The sequence below is a fragment of the Mesorhizobium sp. BR1-1-3 genome, assembly GCF_020165455.1.
In the GTDB taxonomy this organism is placed as follows: Bacteria; Pseudomonadota; Alphaproteobacteria; order Rhizobiales; family Rhizobiaceae; genus Mesorhizobium; species Mesorhizobium ciceri.
In genome coordinates, this window is sequence record NZ_JAIUIC010000001.1 from 12,646 (window position 1) to 31,422 (window position 18,777).

An 18,777-nucleotide genomic window follows, 5' to 3' on the forward strand; every position below is an offset into this window, starting at 1 on the left:
GTGCGATTGAAGGTACTTTTATCGTCCGCGGCGGCAGGCGCCTAACTCATGTTACGGGTGATCTGCACCCACTCTTCCAGCATCTGCACGCCAAATGCCGTGGCACCTTGCCTGCCGAGCGGCCGATCGGAGTCGGTCAGTTCCTTGCTGGCGATGTCGAGATGCACCCAGGGGCGATCTTCCGTGAAATGGCGCAGGAAGGCTGCGGCATAGGGAGCATCGCCATCTTCCATATCCTTGGCATGATGCCGCAGGTCCGCGAACGGCGATTGCAGGCCCTCGTCGTAGGCCCGATCGAGCGGCAGCCGCCAGAACCGCTCGCCGACCGTTTCTCCGGCCGCGATCATCTGTGACGCGATGGCATCGTCGGTGCTGAACAGGCCGGCGAATATCGACCCCAACCCACGCGTCACCGAATAGGTCAGCGTTGCCAGATCGACGATCACTAAAGGGTTGAAGCGCGTGGCTGCATAGTGGAGGCAGTCGGCCAGAAGCAGGCGTCCCTCCGCATCCGTGTCGAACACTTCCACTGTCTGTCCGGACGCCGTCGTGATGATGTCGCGCGGTTTGAGCGCCGTGCCGGATGGCATGTTCTCCGCGATGCCGAGAACACCGACAATGTGTACCGGGCTGCCTTGCCGGGCGAGTGCGATCAGCAGGCCGACCACAGCGGCCGCTCCGCCCATGTCGGCTTTCATGTCGAACATCTGCGCTCCGCCCTTGATGCAGAGGCCGCCCGAATCGAAGCAGACGCCCTTGCCGACGAAAGCGAGTGGTTGGGCGGGAGCACCCTTGCCCCGGTAGCGCAGGACAGCGACCCGCGGCGGGCGCGCCGAGCCCGATCCGACAGCAAGAAGCGCGTTCATGCCGAGCTCCTTCAGTTGCGCGGCATCAAGCATTTCGATGTCGATGCCGGCTTCACGCAGGGGCTCAAGATGATCGTGGAAATTGTCGGGATGGAGGTGGTTCGGCGGCAGGTTGACCAAGGTGCGTGCATATTCGACGCCGTCGGCGATGGCATTGATCCGCGCCAGCGCCGCTGTCAGATCCGGGCCGCGAGCCCCTACCAGTTTCACCCGCAAGGTTCTATCCGCTCCCGCCCCTTGCCGCCGGTTGCGCATGTCGAAACGATAGCGGCGCAGCCGCATGCCAAGCGCGACACGCGCCAGGATTTCGGCGCCGGGCAGGTCAACGCCGGCGATCGGGTCCAGGACCAGGGTGGCCGCGCATTCCCCCTTGCCCTCGAGATGCGCGGCAAGCAGACCGCCGGCGCGCGCCAGTGACAGGGTGGTTACGGCTTCAGCTTTGCCCAGGGCCAGGACGACCACGCGCTTGGTCGATACGGACTGCGGGGCAATAAGATCGATGCAGGTGCCGGATTCGGCCAAGGCGGCCGGGTCGGAGCAGGCGCGCGAGAGAATCCCGCCCATCTCGGCATCCAGGGTGGACGCCCGCGGGCCGAAGCCTGTTTGGGCAGTTTGCAAGATCACGACGACGGAGGCGGCGGAAATCTCGTCCGCGGTCTCGAAAACCGGCGCTGGCGATTGAGGCATAGGCTGGCGCTCTCTCCGATTGCGGCAATACCAGCCGGGTAGCGAGCAACGCTTCGCTCACTCCGGTGGAGACTGGTCAAGCCGGTCTCCGCCGTTCGTGGTATAATGCCGGTCCCCAAATAGTCGCTTTCTTGAGACGACTTAATTGCTCTTGTCGTCTGGGTATCCCCTAACAGGGCAGGCGATCAAACGCGAATTCCGCCCATGTCGATTGACAAAAACTCAACTGACAATTCATGATCCGCCAATGGCCCTTCCCTCACTCAATGGCATGCGCGCTTTCGAGGCCGCCGCTCGCCTTGGCAGCGTCAAGGACGCGGCGGAAGAACTGCATCTGACACCCTCGGCTGTCAGCCGGCACATCCGCGCGCTTGAACGAAATCTTGGCCAGGACCTGTTCGAACGCGGTTTTCGCCAGATAACGCCAACCATAAGGGGCTCCTACTATGCGCGCAGCCTCTCGGAGGCGTTCGAAGCGATCTGGCGCGCCACCGATGACGTCAGCCTCTCCGAGGGGTCGCGCCACGGCAAGATCCAACGTGTTCGGGTCTTGTGCGTGCCCACCGTTCTGAACCTTTGGCTGGCGGACCGGTTGCCGAACTTTCGCCGGTTGCATCCGTCGGTGGATCTGGAGATCTCCACTTCAGGCAAGCGCGCCAACTTCGATTTGGCCATTGTCGACGAGTTCGTCTACAAGGCCGGCCCGGCTCTGACGCTGCTGATCCCGCTGCTTTTGACGCCGGTCTGTGCGCCTTCGCTTCTGGAGGGGCCTGTGCCGCTGCGATCGCCGGCCGATCTGGTCAATCATCATCTGATCCATGAATGCGAAACCATGAGATGGAAGCGTTGGCTGGAGCAGGAAGGCGTTCTGGAAACGACGCCAAAATCCAGCACAACACTGGATGATTGCACCTTGATCATGCGCGAAGCGATCAATGGCGCCGGAATAGCGCTTGCGGACACGATGATGGCGCAAGATTTTCTGCAGCAAGGCAAGCTGGTCGCGCCGTTCCGTGCCCGCCACACCTATCCGGCCGGCATTTACCTGCATCAGCGTCGCAGCATCGGCAACAAACCAGGCACCGGTCTGTTTCAGGATTGGCTGCTCGCCGAAGTCGCGGACCACAAGCAGGTGATGGCAATCGCTTAGATGCCCCCAACCGAAGATGTCGGGAGCCACCGCTTCAGATTGGAATCCCCGCGTCGAACCTCGACTCATCCGTGGTTCAGCGATGACCCACCATCGCCGTGCATCGATAATCGCAGTTCTCATTGAATATCTTTAAGGCCAAAGCCGGCAAATAGGTTGCTTGTCGGTTCCCCTGCGGCAGGCTTAACCTGCACGCGGCCAACGCGTGAGGGCGCGTGCTGCAAAAGGGGAACATTGCCATGACGATACAGGGTGCTTCACCTGATCTGTACAACGAGGATTTGGCTCCGGCCAAAGTTCGAAACTGGGGACCATTCTCGATCTTCAACGTCTGGACGTCGGACGTCCACAGCCTTTGGGGCTACTATCTTGCCGCCAGTCTGTTCCTGTTCTGCGGCGGCTTCGTCAATTTCATCATCGCCATAGGCATCGGCTCGCTGATCATCTACGCGCTGATGAACATGGTCGGCTATGCCGGCGTGAAGACGGGCGTGCCCTACCCCGTGCTTGCCCGCGCCTCTTTCGGCATCTGGGGCGCCAACATACCGGCGCTGGTGCGCGCCGTCGTCGCCTGCTTCTGGTACGGCGCGCAGACTGCCGCCGCCTCGGGCGCGATCGTGGCGCTGCTGATCCGCACGCAATGGTTCGCCGATTTCAACGCCAGCACGCACTTCCTCGGTCATACCGGCCTGGAGGTGATCTGCTTCGTGGTCATCTGGGGGCTGCAATTGCTGATCATCCAGAACGGCATGGAAACGGTCCGCCGCTTCCAGGACTGGGCCGGCCCCGCGGTGTGGGTGATGATGCTGATCCTGGCGATCTATCTCTGTGTCAAATCCGGGAGATTTGCCTTCACCAGCGACATCCCGATGGACGTGCTGCTGGACAAGACGAAGGATGCGGGCGTGCCCGGCACGCCTGGCTCCTGGACCTCGCTGTTTGCGGTGGCCGCGATCTGGGTCACCTATTTCTCGGCGCTCTATCTCAATTTCTGCGATTTCGCCCGTTACGCGCCTGACAAGGCATCGCTGCGCAAGGGCAACATCTGGGGCCTGCCGATCAACCTGATCCTGTTTTCTCTGGTGGCCGGCGTCACCACCATTGCCGCCTTTGACGTCTATGGCGAGGTGCTGCTGCATCCCGACCAGATATCGGCGAAATTCGACAGCTGGTTCCTGGCAGCCCTTGCTGCCCTGACCTTTGCAGTTGCGACGCTTGGCATCAACGTCGTGGCGAACTTCGTCTCGCCGGCCTTCGACTTCTCCAATGTCTTTCCCAGGCAGATCGACTTCAAGAAGGGCGGCTATATCGCGGCCGTGATCGCCCTGCTGCTCTATCCCTTCGCGCCATGGGAAGGCAGTGCGGCTTCCTTCGTCAACATCATCGGCGCGACGATGGGGCCGATTTTCGGGGTGATGATGGTCGACTACTACCTGATCCGGAAGGGTGAGGTCGACGTCGAGGCGCTTTATCGCGAAGATGGCGAATTCCGCTTCCAGGGCGGCTGGCACGTCAACGCCTTCATCGCCGCCGGCATCGGCGCCATCTTCTCGTCGATCCTGCCCAACTTCACCAACTGGCTGCCGTCCTGGTGGGGTGTCTATGGCTGGTTCTTCGGCGTGGCGATCGCCGGCATCATCTACTACGTGCTGCGCACCGCCGCTTTGGGCGCCGGCGCAAGGACCGCGAAGGCCTGACAAGGTGAATTTTGGGGCGGCGAGAGCCGCCCCAAAACCTACCCGAGCATCTCGGCCAATCTGCGCACCGTGTTCCAGTTGCGCGACGTGCCCGTGCCCATGCGCTTGTGATTCATCGCCGCAAGCAGCCGCGAGCTTGGCCTCTCGCGCGAAAAGACGACCCAGATGTCGCCGCCGACCGAAGTCACTTTTTCATCCTCGCCGGCATAGGCCTGGAGCCCCGTCACGGCCTCCACGGGCGCAGGCTTGCGCATCACCCGTACGGCCACCTGATCGCCTGCTTTGGCCGAATCGGCCGGGAACGGATTGCCGGCGGCAAGCTTCAGCCAGTCCTCGGCACCACGCACGATGATGTCGACATGGCGGCCGAAGGTTTTTTCGAAGGCTGCCTCCAGCCGCTGTTCAAGGTCGGCAATATCAGTTGCCGTCGCCTCGAAGACCAGATTTCCGGTCGCCACCAGGGTGCGCGGGTTCTTCAGCCCGAGATCTTCCGCCATGGCCTTGAGATCGGCCATGACGACCCGGCGGCCCTCGCCCAGGATGATGCTGTAAAGCAGCGCGACATAGGTCTGCATGGCCGACCGGCTACACCAGCCGGCTCTGCTCCACCGCTGCCTCGATGAAACTGGCGAACAGCGGATGCGGGTCGAGCGGCCGGCTTTTCAGTTCCGGATGATACTGCACGCCGATGAACCAGGGATGGTCCGGGTATTCGACCGTTTCCGGCAGCACGCCGTCGGGCGACATGCCGGCAAACACCAGGCCGCAATCCTCAAGCCGCTCCTTGTAGTCGACATTGACCTCGTAGCGGTGGCGATGGCGCTCGGAAATCTGCGTGTCCCCATAGATTTCGGCGATCTTGGAACCCTTGGCGAGCTCGGCCTGATAGGCGCCGAGCCGCATCGTGCCGCCGAGGTCGCCGGTTTCGCGGCGCTTCTCCAGCATGTTGCCTTTCAGCCATTCGGTCATCAGGCCGACGACCGGCTCCTCGGTCGGACCAAACTCGGTCGAAGACGCATGCTCGACGCCGGCCAGCGACCGCGCCGCCTCGATGCAGGCCATCTGCATGCCGAAGCAGATGCCGAAATACGGCACTTTTCGCTCACGCGCGAACTTCGCCGCCAGGATCTTGCCTTCCGAGCCGCGCTCCCCAAAGCCGCCGGGAACCAGGATGCCATGCACCTTTTCCAGCCACGGCGTCGGATCCTCCTTTTCGAAGATCTCCGATTCGATCCAGTCGAGCTTGACCTTGACGTGATTGGCCAGGCCGCCATGCGACAGCGCCTCGATCAGCGATTTGTAGGCGTCCTTGAGGCCGGTATATTTGCCGACAACGGCGATGGTCACCTCGCCTTCCGGATTGTGGATGCGGTTGGACACCGCCTGCCACGGCTCCATACGCGGCTTCGGCGCCGGATCGATGCCGAAGGCGGCCAGGACTTCCGAATCGAGCCCTTCCTTGTGATAGGCCATCGGCACGTCGTAGATATGCGGCACGTCGAGCGCCTGGATCACGGCACTTTCGCGCACATTGCAGAACAGCGACAGTTTTCTGCGCTCTTCCTTGGGGATAGCGCGGTCGGCGCGGACCAGCAGGATGTCGGGCGCGATGCCGATGCCGCGCAGTTCCTTGACCGAATGCTGAGTCGGCTTGGTCTTCAGCTCACCGGCCGTCGGGATATAGGGCATCAGCGTCAGATGCACGTAGACGGCATTGTTGCGCGGCAAGTCGTTGCCGAGCTGGCGTATAGCCTCCAGGAACGGCATCGCCTCGATGTCGCCGACCGTGCCGCCGATCTCGCACAGCACGAAATCATAGTCGTCATTGCCGTTGAGGACGAAATTCTTGATCTCGTCGGTGACGTGGGGGATGACCTGCACGGTGGCGCCGAGATAGTCGCCGCGCCGCTCGCGCTCGATGATGTTCTTGTAGATGCGGCCGGTGGTGATGTTGTCCTGCTGGTTGGCGGAGCGGCCTGTGAAGCGCTCGTAATGGCCAAGATCAAGATCGGTTTCCGCACCATCGTCGGTGACGAAAACCTCGCCATGCTGGTACGGCGACATCGTCCCCGGATCGACATTGAGATAGGGATCGAGTTTTTTGATGCGTGCGCGATAGCCTCGCGCCTGCAGGAGAGCCCCAAGGGCCGCTGCGGCAATGCCTTTTCCAAGTGAGGAAACCACGCCGCCTGTGATGAATACATATCGCGCCATGGGAGTCATCGCTTAACGCGGCCGGATTGATTCCGCCAGAGAAAAAACCACCGCGAAGGTTTTTTCCCAAGAAGGCGCTCGGATCGTGAATAGGGCAAAACAAAAGGGCCGGCTGAGCCGGCCCTTTCGGCAGGATGACGAAAACGTCAGATGATGACGACCTTGGTGCCAACCCTGACGCGGCTGTAGAGGTCCATGACGTGCTCGTTGATCATGCGGAAGCAGCCATTAGAGGCGCTGGTTCCGATCGACTGCGGCGCGATGGTGCCGTGGATGCGCAGATGCGTGTCCTTCTTGCCGTCATAGAGATAGATGGCGCGGGCGCCGAGCGGATTCTGGCCACCGCCAGGCATGCCGTCCTTATACTGGCCGTAATGCTTCGGCTCGCGCTTCTGCATGTCCAGCGTCGGGATCCAGCGCGGCCATTCCTGCTTGTCACCGACCGCGACCGTGCCCTTGAACTGCAGGCCTTCGCGACCGACCGCAATGGCGTAGCGCCGCGCGGTGGAAGATGATTCGACGAGGTAAAGGCGCCGCGCGCTGGTGTCGATGACGATGGTGCCGGCATCGTAACCAGTGAATTCCACGTCCTGCGGCACGAATTCCGGCTTCACCTTGAACTGCTTCTTGGCCTCCCTCTTGGCGAGAGCCTGATCGAGAGCCCGCGTCTCGGGAAGATAGCTTATCGAGGAGCCGGACGACGTCCCGCCGAAAAGGCCGGCGAACAGGCCGCCGCCGCTCGGCTTCTTCTGGCCGATGACTTCGCTGCGCAGTTCGCCATTGTTGCCGGTCAGGGCGACGTTCATGGCCTCCGCCGGAAGCGGCTCGGCCGACTGGATCGGCGCTATCGGTTCGATAGGCTCGATGATCTTGGCAGCCTGCTTCTTGGCCGGCTTGGCATCGGCCACCTCGGTTGCCGGCGCGCTCTTGCCCTTCTTGGCAAGGAACGCCTGCCGTTCCGCGTCGGCCTTGGCCTTTGCCGCCTCGCGCATTGCCAGCTTCCTGGCTTCGAGCGCCTTGGCTTTGGCGGCTTCCTTGTCGGCAACGATCTTGGCCTCGATCTTCTTGATCTGGGCGAGGTCGTCGGGCGTCGGGTTTTTCTTCTTCTTGAGAAGCTTCAGTTGCGACGCATCACTCTTGACGGCGATGTTGATGGCAGAAGTTGTTTCAGCCGAAGGCTGTGCGGCCATATTGGCCGGAACGCCTGCGAAAGCGGGGGAACTCACGCCGAGTGCGGCGCAAAGTCCCAGGAAAATGAAGCTGCGAAGCTGCATGGCGAAGATCCGATCGTTCTATGCTTGTTGCCACGGCGTCGCCCAGCGCCCCCCAAGGGCGCCGGAAATGCCGCGTGCAATCTATAGTCGAATAAGCGCGGCCGCCTCAAGCGTGGGGCTATGCCTCACCCCGTCGAATCTTCGTGATCTCGCTGCATTTGCCGCGACTGTGTTCAAACGACCACAGATCGCGGTTCAGGCACCGAGGACTACTGGTTTGGAACCTGCGGGGTCGCCGGTGCGGCGGGAGCCGTGCCGTTGGTCGCCGGCGGCGTCGAGCCGGCGGCAGGCGCAGTGGCCGGGGCAGTCGCAGGAGCCGAAGCATCGTTGCCGGAAGGCGGCGTCGGCGTGGTGGTGCCCGCGGGCGCCGAAGTTGTGGTTCCAGGCAACTGGTTGAGCACGCCTTTGCCGGCGCCGTCCGAGGTCGCCGGCACGCGGTCCAGGATATCGATCGGCTTTTCGCCGTAGCGGGCGACGATCGACAGGGTCAAGGAGGTGGCGAAGAAGGCAGCCGCCAGGATCGCCGTCGCACGCGTCAGCGCATTGGCCGCACCACGCGCGGTCATGAAGCCGGACCCGCCACCGATGCCGAGGCCACCGCCTTCGGAACGCTGCAGCAGCACCACGCCGACAAGGGCGAGCACGACCATGAGATGGATGACGATCAGTACGGTTTCCATAGTTTATCCTGGCAAGGCCTTGCCCGGCCGCGGACACGACCGGTGAATTGGAGGCGGCTCAATACAATGCTTTGACGGCATTTCCAAGCCCGTGGCCGGAATATGGGAAGCAACCCGTCCTTTGCAACGATTTCGTGCACCGGAAGCCCTGTCCGGCGGGGAAAATGTCTTCAAGCAATATTGCGATAGGCCTCGGCGATGCCGAGAAAGTCCGCCGCTTTCAGGCTGGCGCCGCCAACCAGCGCGCCGTCGACATTCCTGACGCCGAGCAGTTCGACCGCGTTGGAGGGCTTGACCGAGCCGCCATAGAGAATGCGCACCTTCGCCGCGACGCCGCCGAGCTTTTCCGACAGCTTTTCGCGGATATGTGCGTGTGCCGCAGCGACGTCGGCCGCCGTCGGCGTCAGGCCGGTGCCGATCGCCCATACCGGCTCATAGGCAATGATGGTGTTGGACGGGGTGGCGCTTGGCGGGACCGAGCCCTCGACCTGCCGCGACAGCACGTCCAGCGTGGCGCCCGTTTCACGCTGCTCATGCGTTTCGCCGACGCAAATGATGGCAACAAGCCCGGCACGCCATGCGGCGGATGCCTTGGCCTGGACAGTGGCGTCATCCTCGCCGCGTTGCTCGCGGCATTCGGAATGGCCGACGATGACATGGCTTGCACCGGCATCCCTGAGCATTTCCGCCGAGATGCAGCCGGTGTAGGCGCCGCTCTCCTTGGTGTGGCAATCTTCGCCGCCGGCATGCACCGGCGTGCGCGACAGGATCTCGGCGGCGTGGGCAAGCAGGGTTGCGGGAACGCAAACCAGCGCTTCGGTCTCCGCGTCAAGCCCACTCATGAAGCCGTTGCCGATTATCCTGAGCTCGTTGAGGGAGGCGCTGGTGCCGTTCATTTTCCAGTTGCCGGCGACGAGCGGGCGAATTCCTGGCGTCATGGGTTTGCTTCTCCGGATGATATCGGGGCTCTGGCCCTCACTACCAAAATCAGGCCACAAAGCAATCGACAGTGGGCCGGAAGGGCGCTATTGCGCTTGTTTCAGACTCGGCGCATGCGAAAATGCGCATAAATCGGAAGTAAAAATGCTTGGTATATTGAGAAGCGCGGCAGGCACCTGGGTCGCGAAGGGGCTGTTGGTGCTGCTGGTGCTCAGCTTTTTGGTCTGGGGCGTTTCCGGACGGCTGATGGGCGGTTTGGCCGGCCATGATTCGGTGATAACCGCTGGCGGCACCAAAGTGTCGATCAACGAATACCGTCTCGCCTATGATCGCCAGCTCGCCGTCATGTCGCAGCAGTTCGGCCAACGTCTCAGCCACGAACAGGCAAAGGCGCTCGGTGTCGACAACCAGGTGCTGGCGCAGCTCGTCTCGGGTGCCGTTCTCGATGAACAGGCCCGCAAGCTGGGCCTCGGACTTTCCAAGGACCGGCTGGCCGAGCTGACACGCGAAGACCCGGCCTTCAAAGGCCCGGGCGGCCAGTTCGATCGCAGAACGTTCGAATATATGCTGCAGCAGATTGGCATGCGACCCGAGGACTATTTGAAGAACCGTGCTCAGGTGGCGGTGCGCCAGCAGATTGTCGAGGCGGTCTCGGACGGCCTCAAGGCTCCGGACACTTTCTTCAAGGCAGTTGCGCTCTATCGCGGCGAAGACCGCACCATCGACTATTTGACGCTGCCCAAGGCACTGGTGGAGCCGATCGCGGCGCCATCCGATAGCGTGCTTTCGGCCTATTTCGAAGCCAACAAGAAGACATATGCGGCACCCGAATACCGCAAATTCTCCTATGTCCGCCTCGAGCCGGTCGACATCATGGATCCGACCGCCGTCACCGACCAACAGGTCAGCGACGACTACAACAAGAACAAGGCGCGTTACACCACGCCGGAATTGCGCACCATCGAGCAGCTCGTGTTCAAGACGCCGGATGCGGCCAAGGCCGCGCTCGATTCGCTCAAGGCAGGCGCCACTTTCGACAAGCTGGTCACGGCGGAAGGCAAGACCCCGGCCGACACGTTGCTCGGCACGCTTGCCAAGGACAAGATCGCCGACAAGGCGGTCGCCGACGCCGCCTTCGCGCTTAACGCCAATGAAGTCAGCCAGGTCGTGCAGGGCGCCTTCGGTCCGGTGCTGCTGCGTGTCACCGAGATCAAGCCCGAAGTGGTGAAGCCGCTGGCCGAGGTGTCCGACCAGATCCGCAAGGATCTGGCGCTGGGCGAGGCAAGCCGCATCCTTCTGGACGTGCGCGACAATTACGATGACACCCGCGCCGCCGGCAGTTCGCTGGCCGACGCCGCGGCCAAGCTGAAGCTGAAGGTCGTCACCATCGATGCCATCGATCGCAGTGGACTGCGGCCAGATGCAAGCATCGTCAAGGACCTGCCGCAATCGCCGGAGCTGATCAAAGCCGTCTTCGACGCCGAACCCAACACGGAAAACGATGCCTTGACCACAGCCGACAACGGCTTCGTCTTCTATGAGGTGGCGTCCATCACGCCGGCTCGCGACCGCACGCTGGATGAGGTTCGTCAGAAAGTCGTGGCCGACTGGACGGCGGCGGAAACAAGCAAGCGGCTCGCCGCCAAGGCTGACGAGCTGGAAAAGCGGCTCAAGGCCGGCGCAACGCTCGATGTCATTGCCAGCGAACTGAAGCTGGAAAAGCAGACCAAGCGCGGTGTCAAGCGCGAGGCTGACGACGTCGATTTCGGCAAGGAAGGTGCCGCAGCGATGTTCGGAGTCGGCGAAGGCGGTACCGGCCTGATCCCCTCGCCTACCGGCGACGGACAGATCCTGTACAAGGTCGCCGAAGTGTTCGAGCCCGCCGGGGCCGATGCCAGCTCGGTGCCGGATGACGCACAGAAATCCTTCACCTCCGGCATGTCGGACGACCTGCTCGACCAATTGGTGGCGCAGTTGCAGACGCAGTACGACGTTCGCGTCGACCAGGCCGCCGTCGCCCAAGCCTCGACAAGATGAGCGCGCTGAAAACCCATATCGCCAAGATCGCGACCGGTAGCGCGCTTTCCTTCGAGGAAGCGCGCGAGGCCTTCGACATCATCATGTCGGGTGATGCGACCCCCGGCCAGATCGGCGGTTTCCTGATGGCGCTGCGCGTGCGCGGCGAGACGGTGAGCGAGATTTCCGGCGCCGTCGCCACCATGCGGGCCAAGATGCTGCAAGTCGACGCGCCGGACGGCGCCATCGATATCGTCGGCACCGGCGGGGACAATTCCCACAGCGTCAATATTTCCACGGGATCGGCCTTTGTCATCGCCGGCAGTGGTGTGCCGGTTGCCAAGCACGGCAATCGTGGCCTGTCCTCGCTGACAGGAGCCGCCGACGTGCTGGTTGCGCTCGGCGTCAAGATCGACATCTCGCCCGAATTCATCGGCCGCTGCATCCACGAGGCTGGCATTGGTTTCATGTTCGCGCCCGCGCACCATCCAGCGATGAAACATGTCGGTCCGACCCGCGTCGAACTCGGCACCCGCACCATCTTCAACCTGCTCGGGCCGCTCTCCAATCCAGCTGGCGTCAAGCGGCAGCTGGTCGGTGTGTTCCTGCCGGAATGGATCCTGCCGGTTGCCGAGACGCTGAAGGCACTGGGTGCGGAGCATGCCTGGGTTGCTCATGGCGACGGCTATGACGAGATCACCACCACCGGCGAGACGCAGGTCGCCGAACTGATCGGCGGCGAGATCCGCAGCTTCACCCTGACGCCTGAAGCGGTCGGGTTGCCGCGCCACAGCAGGGACGAACTGCGTGGCGGCGATGCGGACTACAATGCCAAAGCCTTGCGCGATATGTTGGGCGGCGCTGCCGGCGCCTATCGCGACACCGTGCTGATGAATGCCGGCGCCGGCCTGGTGGTGGCGGGCAAGGCGACGACGCTTGCCGACGGCATCGCGCTCGCCGCGCAAGCCATCGACAGCGGCCGGGCCCTGCAAGTGCTCGACAGGCTGGTCGAGATTTCGAACGGGTAAAACGTGTCTGACATTCTTCGCAAGATCGAGGCCTACAAGCGCGACGAGATCGCGGCGGCAAAGGCACGTGTGCCGCTGGCCGAAATCAAGGCGCGAGCCAAGGACGCCGACGCACCGCGCGGCTTTCTTGCCGCGCTCGAAGCAAAGCGCAAATCCGGCGCCTTTGCGCTGATCGCCGAGATCAAGAAGGCAAGCCCGTCCAAGGGGCTGATCCGCGCCGATTTCGATCCGCCGGCGCTGGCGCAGGCCTATGCCAAGGGTGGCGCTGCCTGTCTTTCGGTGCTGACCGACGCACCGTCCTTCCAGGGCGCGCCGGAATTTCTCACCCGGGCGCGAGCCGCCGTCGCGCTGCCGGCGCTGCGCAAGGATTTCCTGTTCGATCCCTATCAGGTCTACGAAGCCCGCGCCTGGGGGGCGGATGCCATCCTGATCATCATGGCCAGCGTCGACGACGCCCTGGCGAGCGAGCTTGAGGCAACGGCATTCGAACTCGGCATGGATGCGCTGATCGAGGTGCATGATGAGTCCGAGACGCTGCGCGCGCTAAAACTGTCGTCGCGGCTGATCGGCATCAACAACCGCAATCTGAGAACATTTGAAACCAGCCTTAAAACGTCGGAGCGGCTGGCACCCATGGTGCCGGGCGGCCGCCTGCTGGTCAGCGAGAGCGGTATTTTCACCCATGACGACTGCCTCAGGCTGCAAAAGAGCGACATCGGCACTTTTCTTGTCGGCGAGAGCCTGATGCGGCAACAGGACGTCACCACCGCGACGCGCCTGCTTCTGACAGGCAAGGCTTTGGCCGAGGCTATCTGACGATGGTATCAGGCCTGACCCATCTCGGCGCGCAGGGCGAGGCCAACATGGTCGATGTCGGCGACAAGGAAGAAACAACGCGCACGGCGATCGCCGAAGGCTTTGTCGCGATGCAGCCCGAGACGCTGAAGATGATCCTCGCCGGCAACGCGAAGAAGGGTGACGTGCTCGGCACCGCGCGCATTGCCGGCATCATGGCGGCGAAGAAGACGCATGAGCTGATCCCGCTCTGCCATCCGCTGCTGCTGACCAAGGTTTCCGTCGACATCGAGCCGGACCACGCTTTACCTGGCCTGAAGGTCACCGCACTGGCCCGCGTCACCGGCAAGACGGGCGTCGAGATGGAAGCGCTGACGGCCGCTTCGGTAGCCTGCCTGACCATCTACGACATGGCCAAAGCAGTAGACCGCGCCATGGTCATCACCGGCATCTGCCTGGTCGAAAAGACCGGTGGCAAGTCGGGTGACTACAAGGCGAGTTCCTGATGGCGCTGGTTCCTATCGCGGAGGCGCTTGAGCGCCTGCTCGATGGTGCGGCACCTCTAGCCGGCGAAAGCGTTCCTCTGTTCGAGGCGGTGGATCGTGTTCTGGCGGAACCGGTCGTGGCACTCCGTACCCAGCCACCTTTCAATGCTTCCGCCATGGATGGCTATGCCGCTCGAGCCGCCGACGTGGCGTCGGTACCATCGAAACTATCAGTAATCGGCATGGCGCCTGCCGGGCGCGGCTTTGACGGCACGGTCGGCCAGCGACAAGCGGTGCGTATCTTCACCGGCGCTCCGCTGCCCGAAGGCGCCGACACCATCGTCATCCAGGAGAATGTCCGCGACCTCGGCGGCGGCGAAATCGAAGTGACCGAGCCGACGGCGCAATGGCGCAATATCCGTCGCATCGGGCTCGATTTTTCAACAGGCGACATGCTGCTCGAAAGAGGCCGTTTGCTCGACCCGGCGGCACTGTCGCTGGCAGCATCGGCCAACCATCCCCAGGTCAAGGTGGTAAGACGACCGCTGGTCGCCATCATTGCCACCGGCGACGAATTGCTGCCGCCGGGCAGTGATCTCGGCCCGGACCAGATCATCTCGTCCAATGCCTATGGCGTCGCTGCCACCGCACACTCGGTCGGCGCCCGCGCGCTCGATCTCGGCATTGCCGCCGATCGCAAGGAGGCCATCGCCGAACTGGTGCAAAAAGCGGTCGCGGCCGGTGCGGATGTCATCGTGACGCTTGGTGGCGCCTCGGTCGGCGATCACGACCTGATCCACGATGTGCTGACCGGCGAAGGCATGACGCTCGGCTTCTGGAAGATCGCCATGCGCCCCGGCAAGCCGCTGATGTTCGGCCGCCTCGGCGATATCAGGTGCATCGGCCTGCCCGGCAACCCGGTGGCAAGCCTGGTCTGCTCGCAACTGTTCCTGAAGCCGCTGCTGGCGCGGCTCGGTGGCCGCAACCATCGCCAGGACATTCGCCCAGCGCGACTGGGTACCGCAATGCCGGCCAATGATTTGCGCCAGGACTATGTCCGAGCCGTGGTCAGGGAAGATGACGGCGCGCTGGTGGCGACGCCGTTCGGCATTCAGGATTCCTCGATGCTGAGAATGCTGGCCGACGCCAACGGGCTGATCGTGCGGGCGCCGTTTGCCCCTGCAGCAGCCGCGGGCGAGGCTTGCAGCGTTTTGATGCTGCGCTGAGGAATTCCAGGCAAGCCGTTCATAACAGACGAGAAAGTGATCTCGGCTCTAGTTCGAGATCAAGCTCTGCGTCAGCGGATGCGCCGGATCGGTAAGGCCGTCGACAATGTCGTAGTGATGCCGGTCGGGCTCGACCACGGTGCTGGTGGTGGCGCCAAGGCCGGTCCAGATGTTGGCAAGCAACGCATTCTGGCGCAGGAACTCGGCGCGCTCACCGCCGCCGGCCCAGCAGGTGATGCGGGCGCCATCCATCGGGCGCAGCAGGGCTGGGCTTTCAGCCAGCGCCTCCTCTTCGTCGATTGCCAGGTCCTTGTTCATGCCGGTGCGCATGAGCGGACGCAAATCGTGTAGACCTGAAATCGAAACGACATGGCGTATGCGCCGCGCCACATCCGGCGCCAGAGGCGTGGTTGTCGTCACCATCCGGGTGGCGAGATGGCCGCCGGCCGAATGTCCGGTCAGCATCAGCGGTCCGTCAACCATTGCCGCTGCCTTGCCAATCGCCGCCCCGACCTCCCGGACGATGCCTGCGATGCGTATGTCCGGGCACAGCGTGTAGGAGGGCATCGCAACGGCGAAGCCGCTGCCGACCGCGCCATTGGCGAGATGCGACCACAAGCTCTTGTCGGTCTCCAGCCAGTAACCGCCATGGATAATCACCACCAGTCCTTTGGGCGCGGCCTTGGGAAGGAAAAGATCGAGCCGATTTCGCGGCCCGTCGCCATAGGCGATGTCGAGCCGTGCCCGGCTCTCTGCCGAGAGCGCATCGCGGAATGCTGCCGCTGGCTCGGCCCAGGCGGCTGGCCAACGGTCGCTGCCGGCAATGTTCGCGCCGTTGGCATAGGCATCATCCCAATCGACGATGTGACGTTCGAACATCTGCGCCCTCCCCCAAAACGGCATCGCTGTTGCGCTAGCAATGGCCAGCGCCACGCCATGCGTCAATGCTCCAGGGCAAAAACATTTTAGGCTTGAAACAAATTTCGACTGGTGCGATCCTGCCCGTACGAACAGCCGACAATGGGAGGTCTGCTGTGCTGCCCTCACCTGCAGATGTTCACCCTTTCGGCGCGCATCTCCGAGCAGGCGTGATGGGCAGCACGAAGCCTCCTCAGAGCAGGACCTTAGGATCCACCACATCCAGCCAAGGCGCATTGCGCACTGGCCAGGCAGCAGACGGGAGAGCGGCGACATGCTTGGGCCTTCAGCGCATATCGACACGTTCACGCGCGATCACCTGCCGCCGCCGGAGCAATGGCCCGATATACTGCTCGACGGCTTCGACTATCCCGAACGCCTCAACGCCGGTGTCGAACTGACCGACCGGCTGGTCGAGAAGGGCCTCGGCGACCGCACAGCCCTGATCGGCAATGGCCGCCGCCGCACCTACAAGGAACTGTCCGACTGGACGAACAGGCTCGCCCACGCGCTGGTCGAGAATTATGGCGTCGAGCCCGGCAACCGGGTGCTGATCCGCTCGGCCAACAACCCCGCCATGGTCGCCTGCTGGCTGGCTGCCACCAAGGTCGGCGCCGTGGTCGTCAACACCATGCCTATGCTGCGCGCCGGCGAACTGGCCAAGATCGTCGACAAGGCGGAAATCACCGTCGCGCTCTGCGACACCAGGCTGATGGACGAGATGACCGCCTGCGCCAAGGACAGCACCTTCCTCAAACAGGTCATAGGCTTCGACGGCACCGCCAACCATGATGCCGAGCTCGATCGTGCCGCTCTCGACAAGCCGGTGACATTCACCGCCGTCAACACCGGCTGCGACGATGTCGCGCTGCTCGGCTTCACCTCGGGCACGACAGGCGTGCCGAAGGCGACGATGCATTTCCACCGCGACCTCCTGATCATCGCCGACGCCTATGCCCGCGAAATCCTGGAGGTGACGCCGGACGACATCTTCGTCGGCTCGCCGCCGCTGGCCTTCACCTTCGGCCTTGGCGGGCTCGCTATCTTTCCCCTGCGCTTCGGTGCGGCGGCGACGCTGCTGGAGCAGGCGACGCCACCCAACATGATCCACATCATCGAGACCTACAAAGCCACGATCTCCTTCACCGCACCGACTGCCTACCGCGCCATGCTGAAGGCCATGGATGAAGGTGCCGATTTGTCTTCGCTGCGGGTTGCCGTTTCAGCCGGCGAAACCTTGCCCGCTCCGGTTTTCGAAGAGTGGACGCAAAAGACCGGCAAGCCGATCCTCGACGGCATCGGCGCCACCGAAATGCTGCACATCTTCATCTCCAACCGCTTTGGCGACATGAAGCCCGCGTCGACCGGCAAGCCGGTCGGCGGCTACGAGGCGCGCATCGTCGACGACGAGATGCGCGAAGTACCGCGCGGCGCGACCGGCAGGCTGGCGGTGCGCGGCCCGACCGGCTGCCGCTACATGGCCGATATCAGGCAGAAGGACTACGTGCGCGACGGCTGGAACATCACCGGCGACACCTTCACGCAGGACGAGGACGGCTTCTTCCATTTCGCCGCGCGCTCCGACGATATGATCGTCAGCGCCGGCTACAACATTGCCGGCCCCGAGGTCGAGGCCGCACTTCTGTCACATCCCGACGTCGCCGAATGCGCGGTGATCGGCGCCGAGGACGCCGAGCGCGGCCAGATCGTCGAGGCGCATGTCGTGCTGGTGCAGGGCGTGGCGCCTGACGCATTGACCACCAAGCGCCTGCAGGACCATGTCAAGGCGACGATCGCGCCCTACAAATACCCGCGATCGGTGAAATTCATTGCTGCTTTGCCCAAGACCCAGACCGGCAAGATCCAGCGCTTCCGGCTGCGCACGGAGAAAGTCAATTGAGCGAGCCCTACGATCCGGCGTCCGAAGGCGCACAGATGTCGTTCAACGAGCGCATGTCGTACAGCGACTATCTGCACCTGGAGAAAGTGCTGGAGGCGCAGACGCCGCTGTCGTCGGCGCATGACGAGATGCTGTTCATCATCCAGCACCAGACCTCGGAACTGTGGATGAAGCTCGCTTTGCACGAGATTGGCGCCGCGATCCGCTCGATCCGCGCCGACCGGCTCGAGCCGAGCTTCAAGATGCTGTCGCGAGTCGCGCGCATCTTCGAGCAGCTGAACAATGCCTGGGATGTGCTGCGGACGATGACGCCCAGCGAATATACCGAGTTTCGCGACGCGCTCGGCCAGTCCTCGGGTTTCCAGTCCTGGCAGTATCGCGCCATCGAGTTCATGGCCGGCAACCGCAACCTGGCCATGCTCGGCCCTCACAAGCATCGGCCTGACCTCAGCGGAAAGCTGGAAGCCATTCTGGCCGAGCCATCGCTCTACGACGAAGCGCTGCTGCTTTTGGCGCGCAACGGATGCGACATCGGTGCCGATGCCAGGCGCACGGACTGGCGTGAGACGCGAACCGAGAATGAAGAGGTCCTGGTCGCCTGGCAGACTATCTACCGCGATCCGCAGCGCTACTGGATGTTCTACGAACTGGCCGAGAAGCTGGTCGACTTCGAGGATTATTTCCGCCGCTGGCGCTTCAACCACGTCACCACGGTGGAGCGCATCATCGGTCTGAAGCGCGGCACCGGCGGCACGTCGGGTGCTTCGTATCTGAAGAAAATGCTCGAGGTCGTGCTGTTTCCGGAGCTGTGGACGGTCCGCACTCGGCTCTGACATCATCGAAATGAGAACAGGCTCACCGAAGGGACGCTCTGTGGCGGAAACCCTTCGCGAACAACCGGG

At 63.1% G+C, this 18,777-nt stretch carries 16 protein-coding genes; 9 read left to right on the plus strand and 7 right to left on the minus strand.

Annotated elements, in window-relative coordinates; genetic code table 11:
• Window positions 1-41 precede the first annotated feature (41 nt).
• Complete coding sequence (locus LB559_RS00065) at window positions 42-1,553, minus strand: leucyl aminopeptidase (RefSeq protein ID WP_224672818.1); 1,512 nt, start codon at window positions 1,551-1,553, stop codon at window positions 42-44.
• Window positions 1,554-1,800: 247 nt separating this feature from the next.
• Between LB559_RS00065 and LB559_RS00070 the strand changes: the two genes are divergently transcribed.
• Together LB559_RS00070 and LB559_RS00075 are read left to right on the plus strand one after the other, a co-directional pair.
• Window positions 1,801-2,703, plus strand: a complete 903-nt coding sequence (locus tag LB559_RS00070) for a LysR substrate-binding domain-containing protein (protein ID WP_024503328.1) — start codon at window positions 1,801-1,803, stop codon at window positions 2,701-2,703.
• 239 nt (window positions 2,704-2,942) lie between these two features.
• Window positions 2,943-4,400: an NCS1 family nucleobase:cation symporter-1 gene (locus tag LB559_RS00075; protein ID WP_024503329.1), complete on the plus strand. Its 1,458-nt coding sequence runs from the start codon at window positions 2,943-2,945 to the stop codon at window positions 4,398-4,400.
• A gap of 38 nt (window positions 4,401-4,438) precedes the next feature.
• Here the strand turns inward: LB559_RS00075 and LB559_RS00080 are convergent, their stop codons facing one another.
• The 5 genes from LB559_RS00080 to tpiA all read right to left on the minus strand — a co-directional run bounded on the left by LB559_RS00080 (window position 4,439) and on the right by tpiA (window position 9,506).
• The gene (locus tag LB559_RS00080) at window positions 4,439-4,975 is read right to left on the minus strand and encodes a DUF1697 domain-containing protein (RefSeq protein ID WP_027161570.1); all 537 of its coding nucleotides are present in this window, start codon (window positions 4,973-4,975) and stop codon (window positions 4,439-4,441) included.
• A gap of 10 nt (window positions 4,976-4,985) precedes the next feature.
• On the minus strand, window positions 4,986-6,623 hold the full coding sequence (locus tag LB559_RS00085; RefSeq protein ID WP_013531733.1) for a CTP synthase: 1,638 nt from the start codon (window positions 6,621-6,623) through the stop codon (window positions 4,986-4,988).
• Window positions 6,624-6,760: 137 nt separating this feature from the next.
• Window positions 6,761-7,888, minus strand: a complete 1,128-nt coding sequence (locus LB559_RS00090) for a L,D-transpeptidase (protein ID WP_064995875.1) — start codon at window positions 7,886-7,888, stop codon at window positions 6,761-6,763.
• 209 nt (window positions 7,889-8,097) lie between these two features.
• On the minus strand, window positions 8,098-8,568 hold the full coding sequence (gene secG / locus LB559_RS00095) for a preprotein translocase subunit SecG (protein WP_064995874.1): 471 nt from the start codon (window positions 8,566-8,568) through the stop codon (window positions 8,098-8,100).
• Window positions 8,569-8,738: 170 nt separating this feature from the next.
• A complete protein-coding gene (gene tpiA / locus LB559_RS00100; protein ID WP_224672819.1) occupies window positions 8,739-9,506 on the minus strand; it encodes a triose-phosphate isomerase in 768 nt (255 codons plus the stop codon).
• Window positions 9,507-9,651: 145 nt separating this feature from the next.
• Between tpiA and LB559_RS00105 the strand changes: the two genes are divergently transcribed.
• Genes LB559_RS00105 through glp form a run of 5 tightly spaced genes read left to right on the plus strand, consistent with a single transcriptional unit; the run spans window position 9,652 to window position 15,057 of the window.
• Window positions 9,652-11,544, plus strand: coding sequence for a SurA N-terminal domain-containing protein (locus LB559_RS00105; RefSeq protein WP_013531737.1), 1,893 nt, complete (start codon window positions 9,652-9,654; stop codon window positions 11,542-11,544).
• Window positions 11,541-12,551 (plus strand): anthranilate phosphoribosyltransferase, encoded by a 1,011-nt coding sequence (gene trpD / locus LB559_RS00110; protein WP_024503335.1) that lies wholly within the window; start codon window positions 11,541-11,543, stop codon window positions 12,549-12,551. Before LB559_RS00105 ends, trpD begins: the two co-directional genes overlap by 4 nt.
• 3 nt (window positions 12,552-12,554) lie before the next feature.
• Entirely contained in the window at window positions 12,555-13,367 is an 813-nt protein-coding gene (trpC, locus tag LB559_RS00115) for an indole-3-glycerol phosphate synthase TrpC (protein ID WP_064995871.1), read from the plus strand.
• Between the two features lie 2 nt (window positions 13,368-13,369).
• Window positions 13,370-13,852: a cyclic pyranopterin monophosphate synthase MoaC gene (gene moaC / locus LB559_RS00120; RefSeq protein ID WP_064995870.1), complete on the plus strand. Its 483-nt coding sequence runs from the start codon at window positions 13,370-13,372 to the stop codon at window positions 13,850-13,852.
• Complete coding sequence (glp, locus tag LB559_RS00125) at window positions 13,852-15,057, plus strand: gephyrin-like molybdotransferase Glp (protein ID WP_064995869.1); 1,206 nt, start codon at window positions 13,852-13,854, stop codon at window positions 15,055-15,057. Before moaC ends, glp begins: the two co-directional genes overlap by 1 nt.
• Window positions 15,058-15,105: 48 nt before the next feature.
• Here glp and LB559_RS00130 read toward each other — a convergent pair whose 3' ends face one another.
• Window positions 15,106-15,936: an alpha/beta hydrolase gene (locus LB559_RS00130; protein WP_064995868.1), complete on the minus strand. Its 831-nt coding sequence runs from the start codon at window positions 15,934-15,936 to the stop codon at window positions 15,106-15,108.
• A 313-nt stretch (window positions 15,937-16,249) separates the two neighbouring features.
• Here LB559_RS00130 and LB559_RS00135 point away from each other — a divergent pair, with 313 nt between their 5' ends.
• The gene (locus LB559_RS00135; protein ID WP_224672820.1) at window positions 16,250-17,875 is read left to right on the plus strand and encodes an AMP-binding protein; all 1,626 of its coding nucleotides are present in this window, start codon (window positions 16,250-16,252) and stop codon (window positions 17,873-17,875) included.
• Entirely contained in the window at window positions 17,872-18,708 is an 837-nt protein-coding gene (gene kynA / locus LB559_RS00140; protein ID WP_263498923.1) for a tryptophan 2,3-dioxygenase, read from the plus strand. Before LB559_RS00135 ends, kynA begins: the two co-directional genes overlap by 4 nt.
• The last annotated feature ends 69 nt before the right edge of the window (window positions 18,709-18,777 follow it).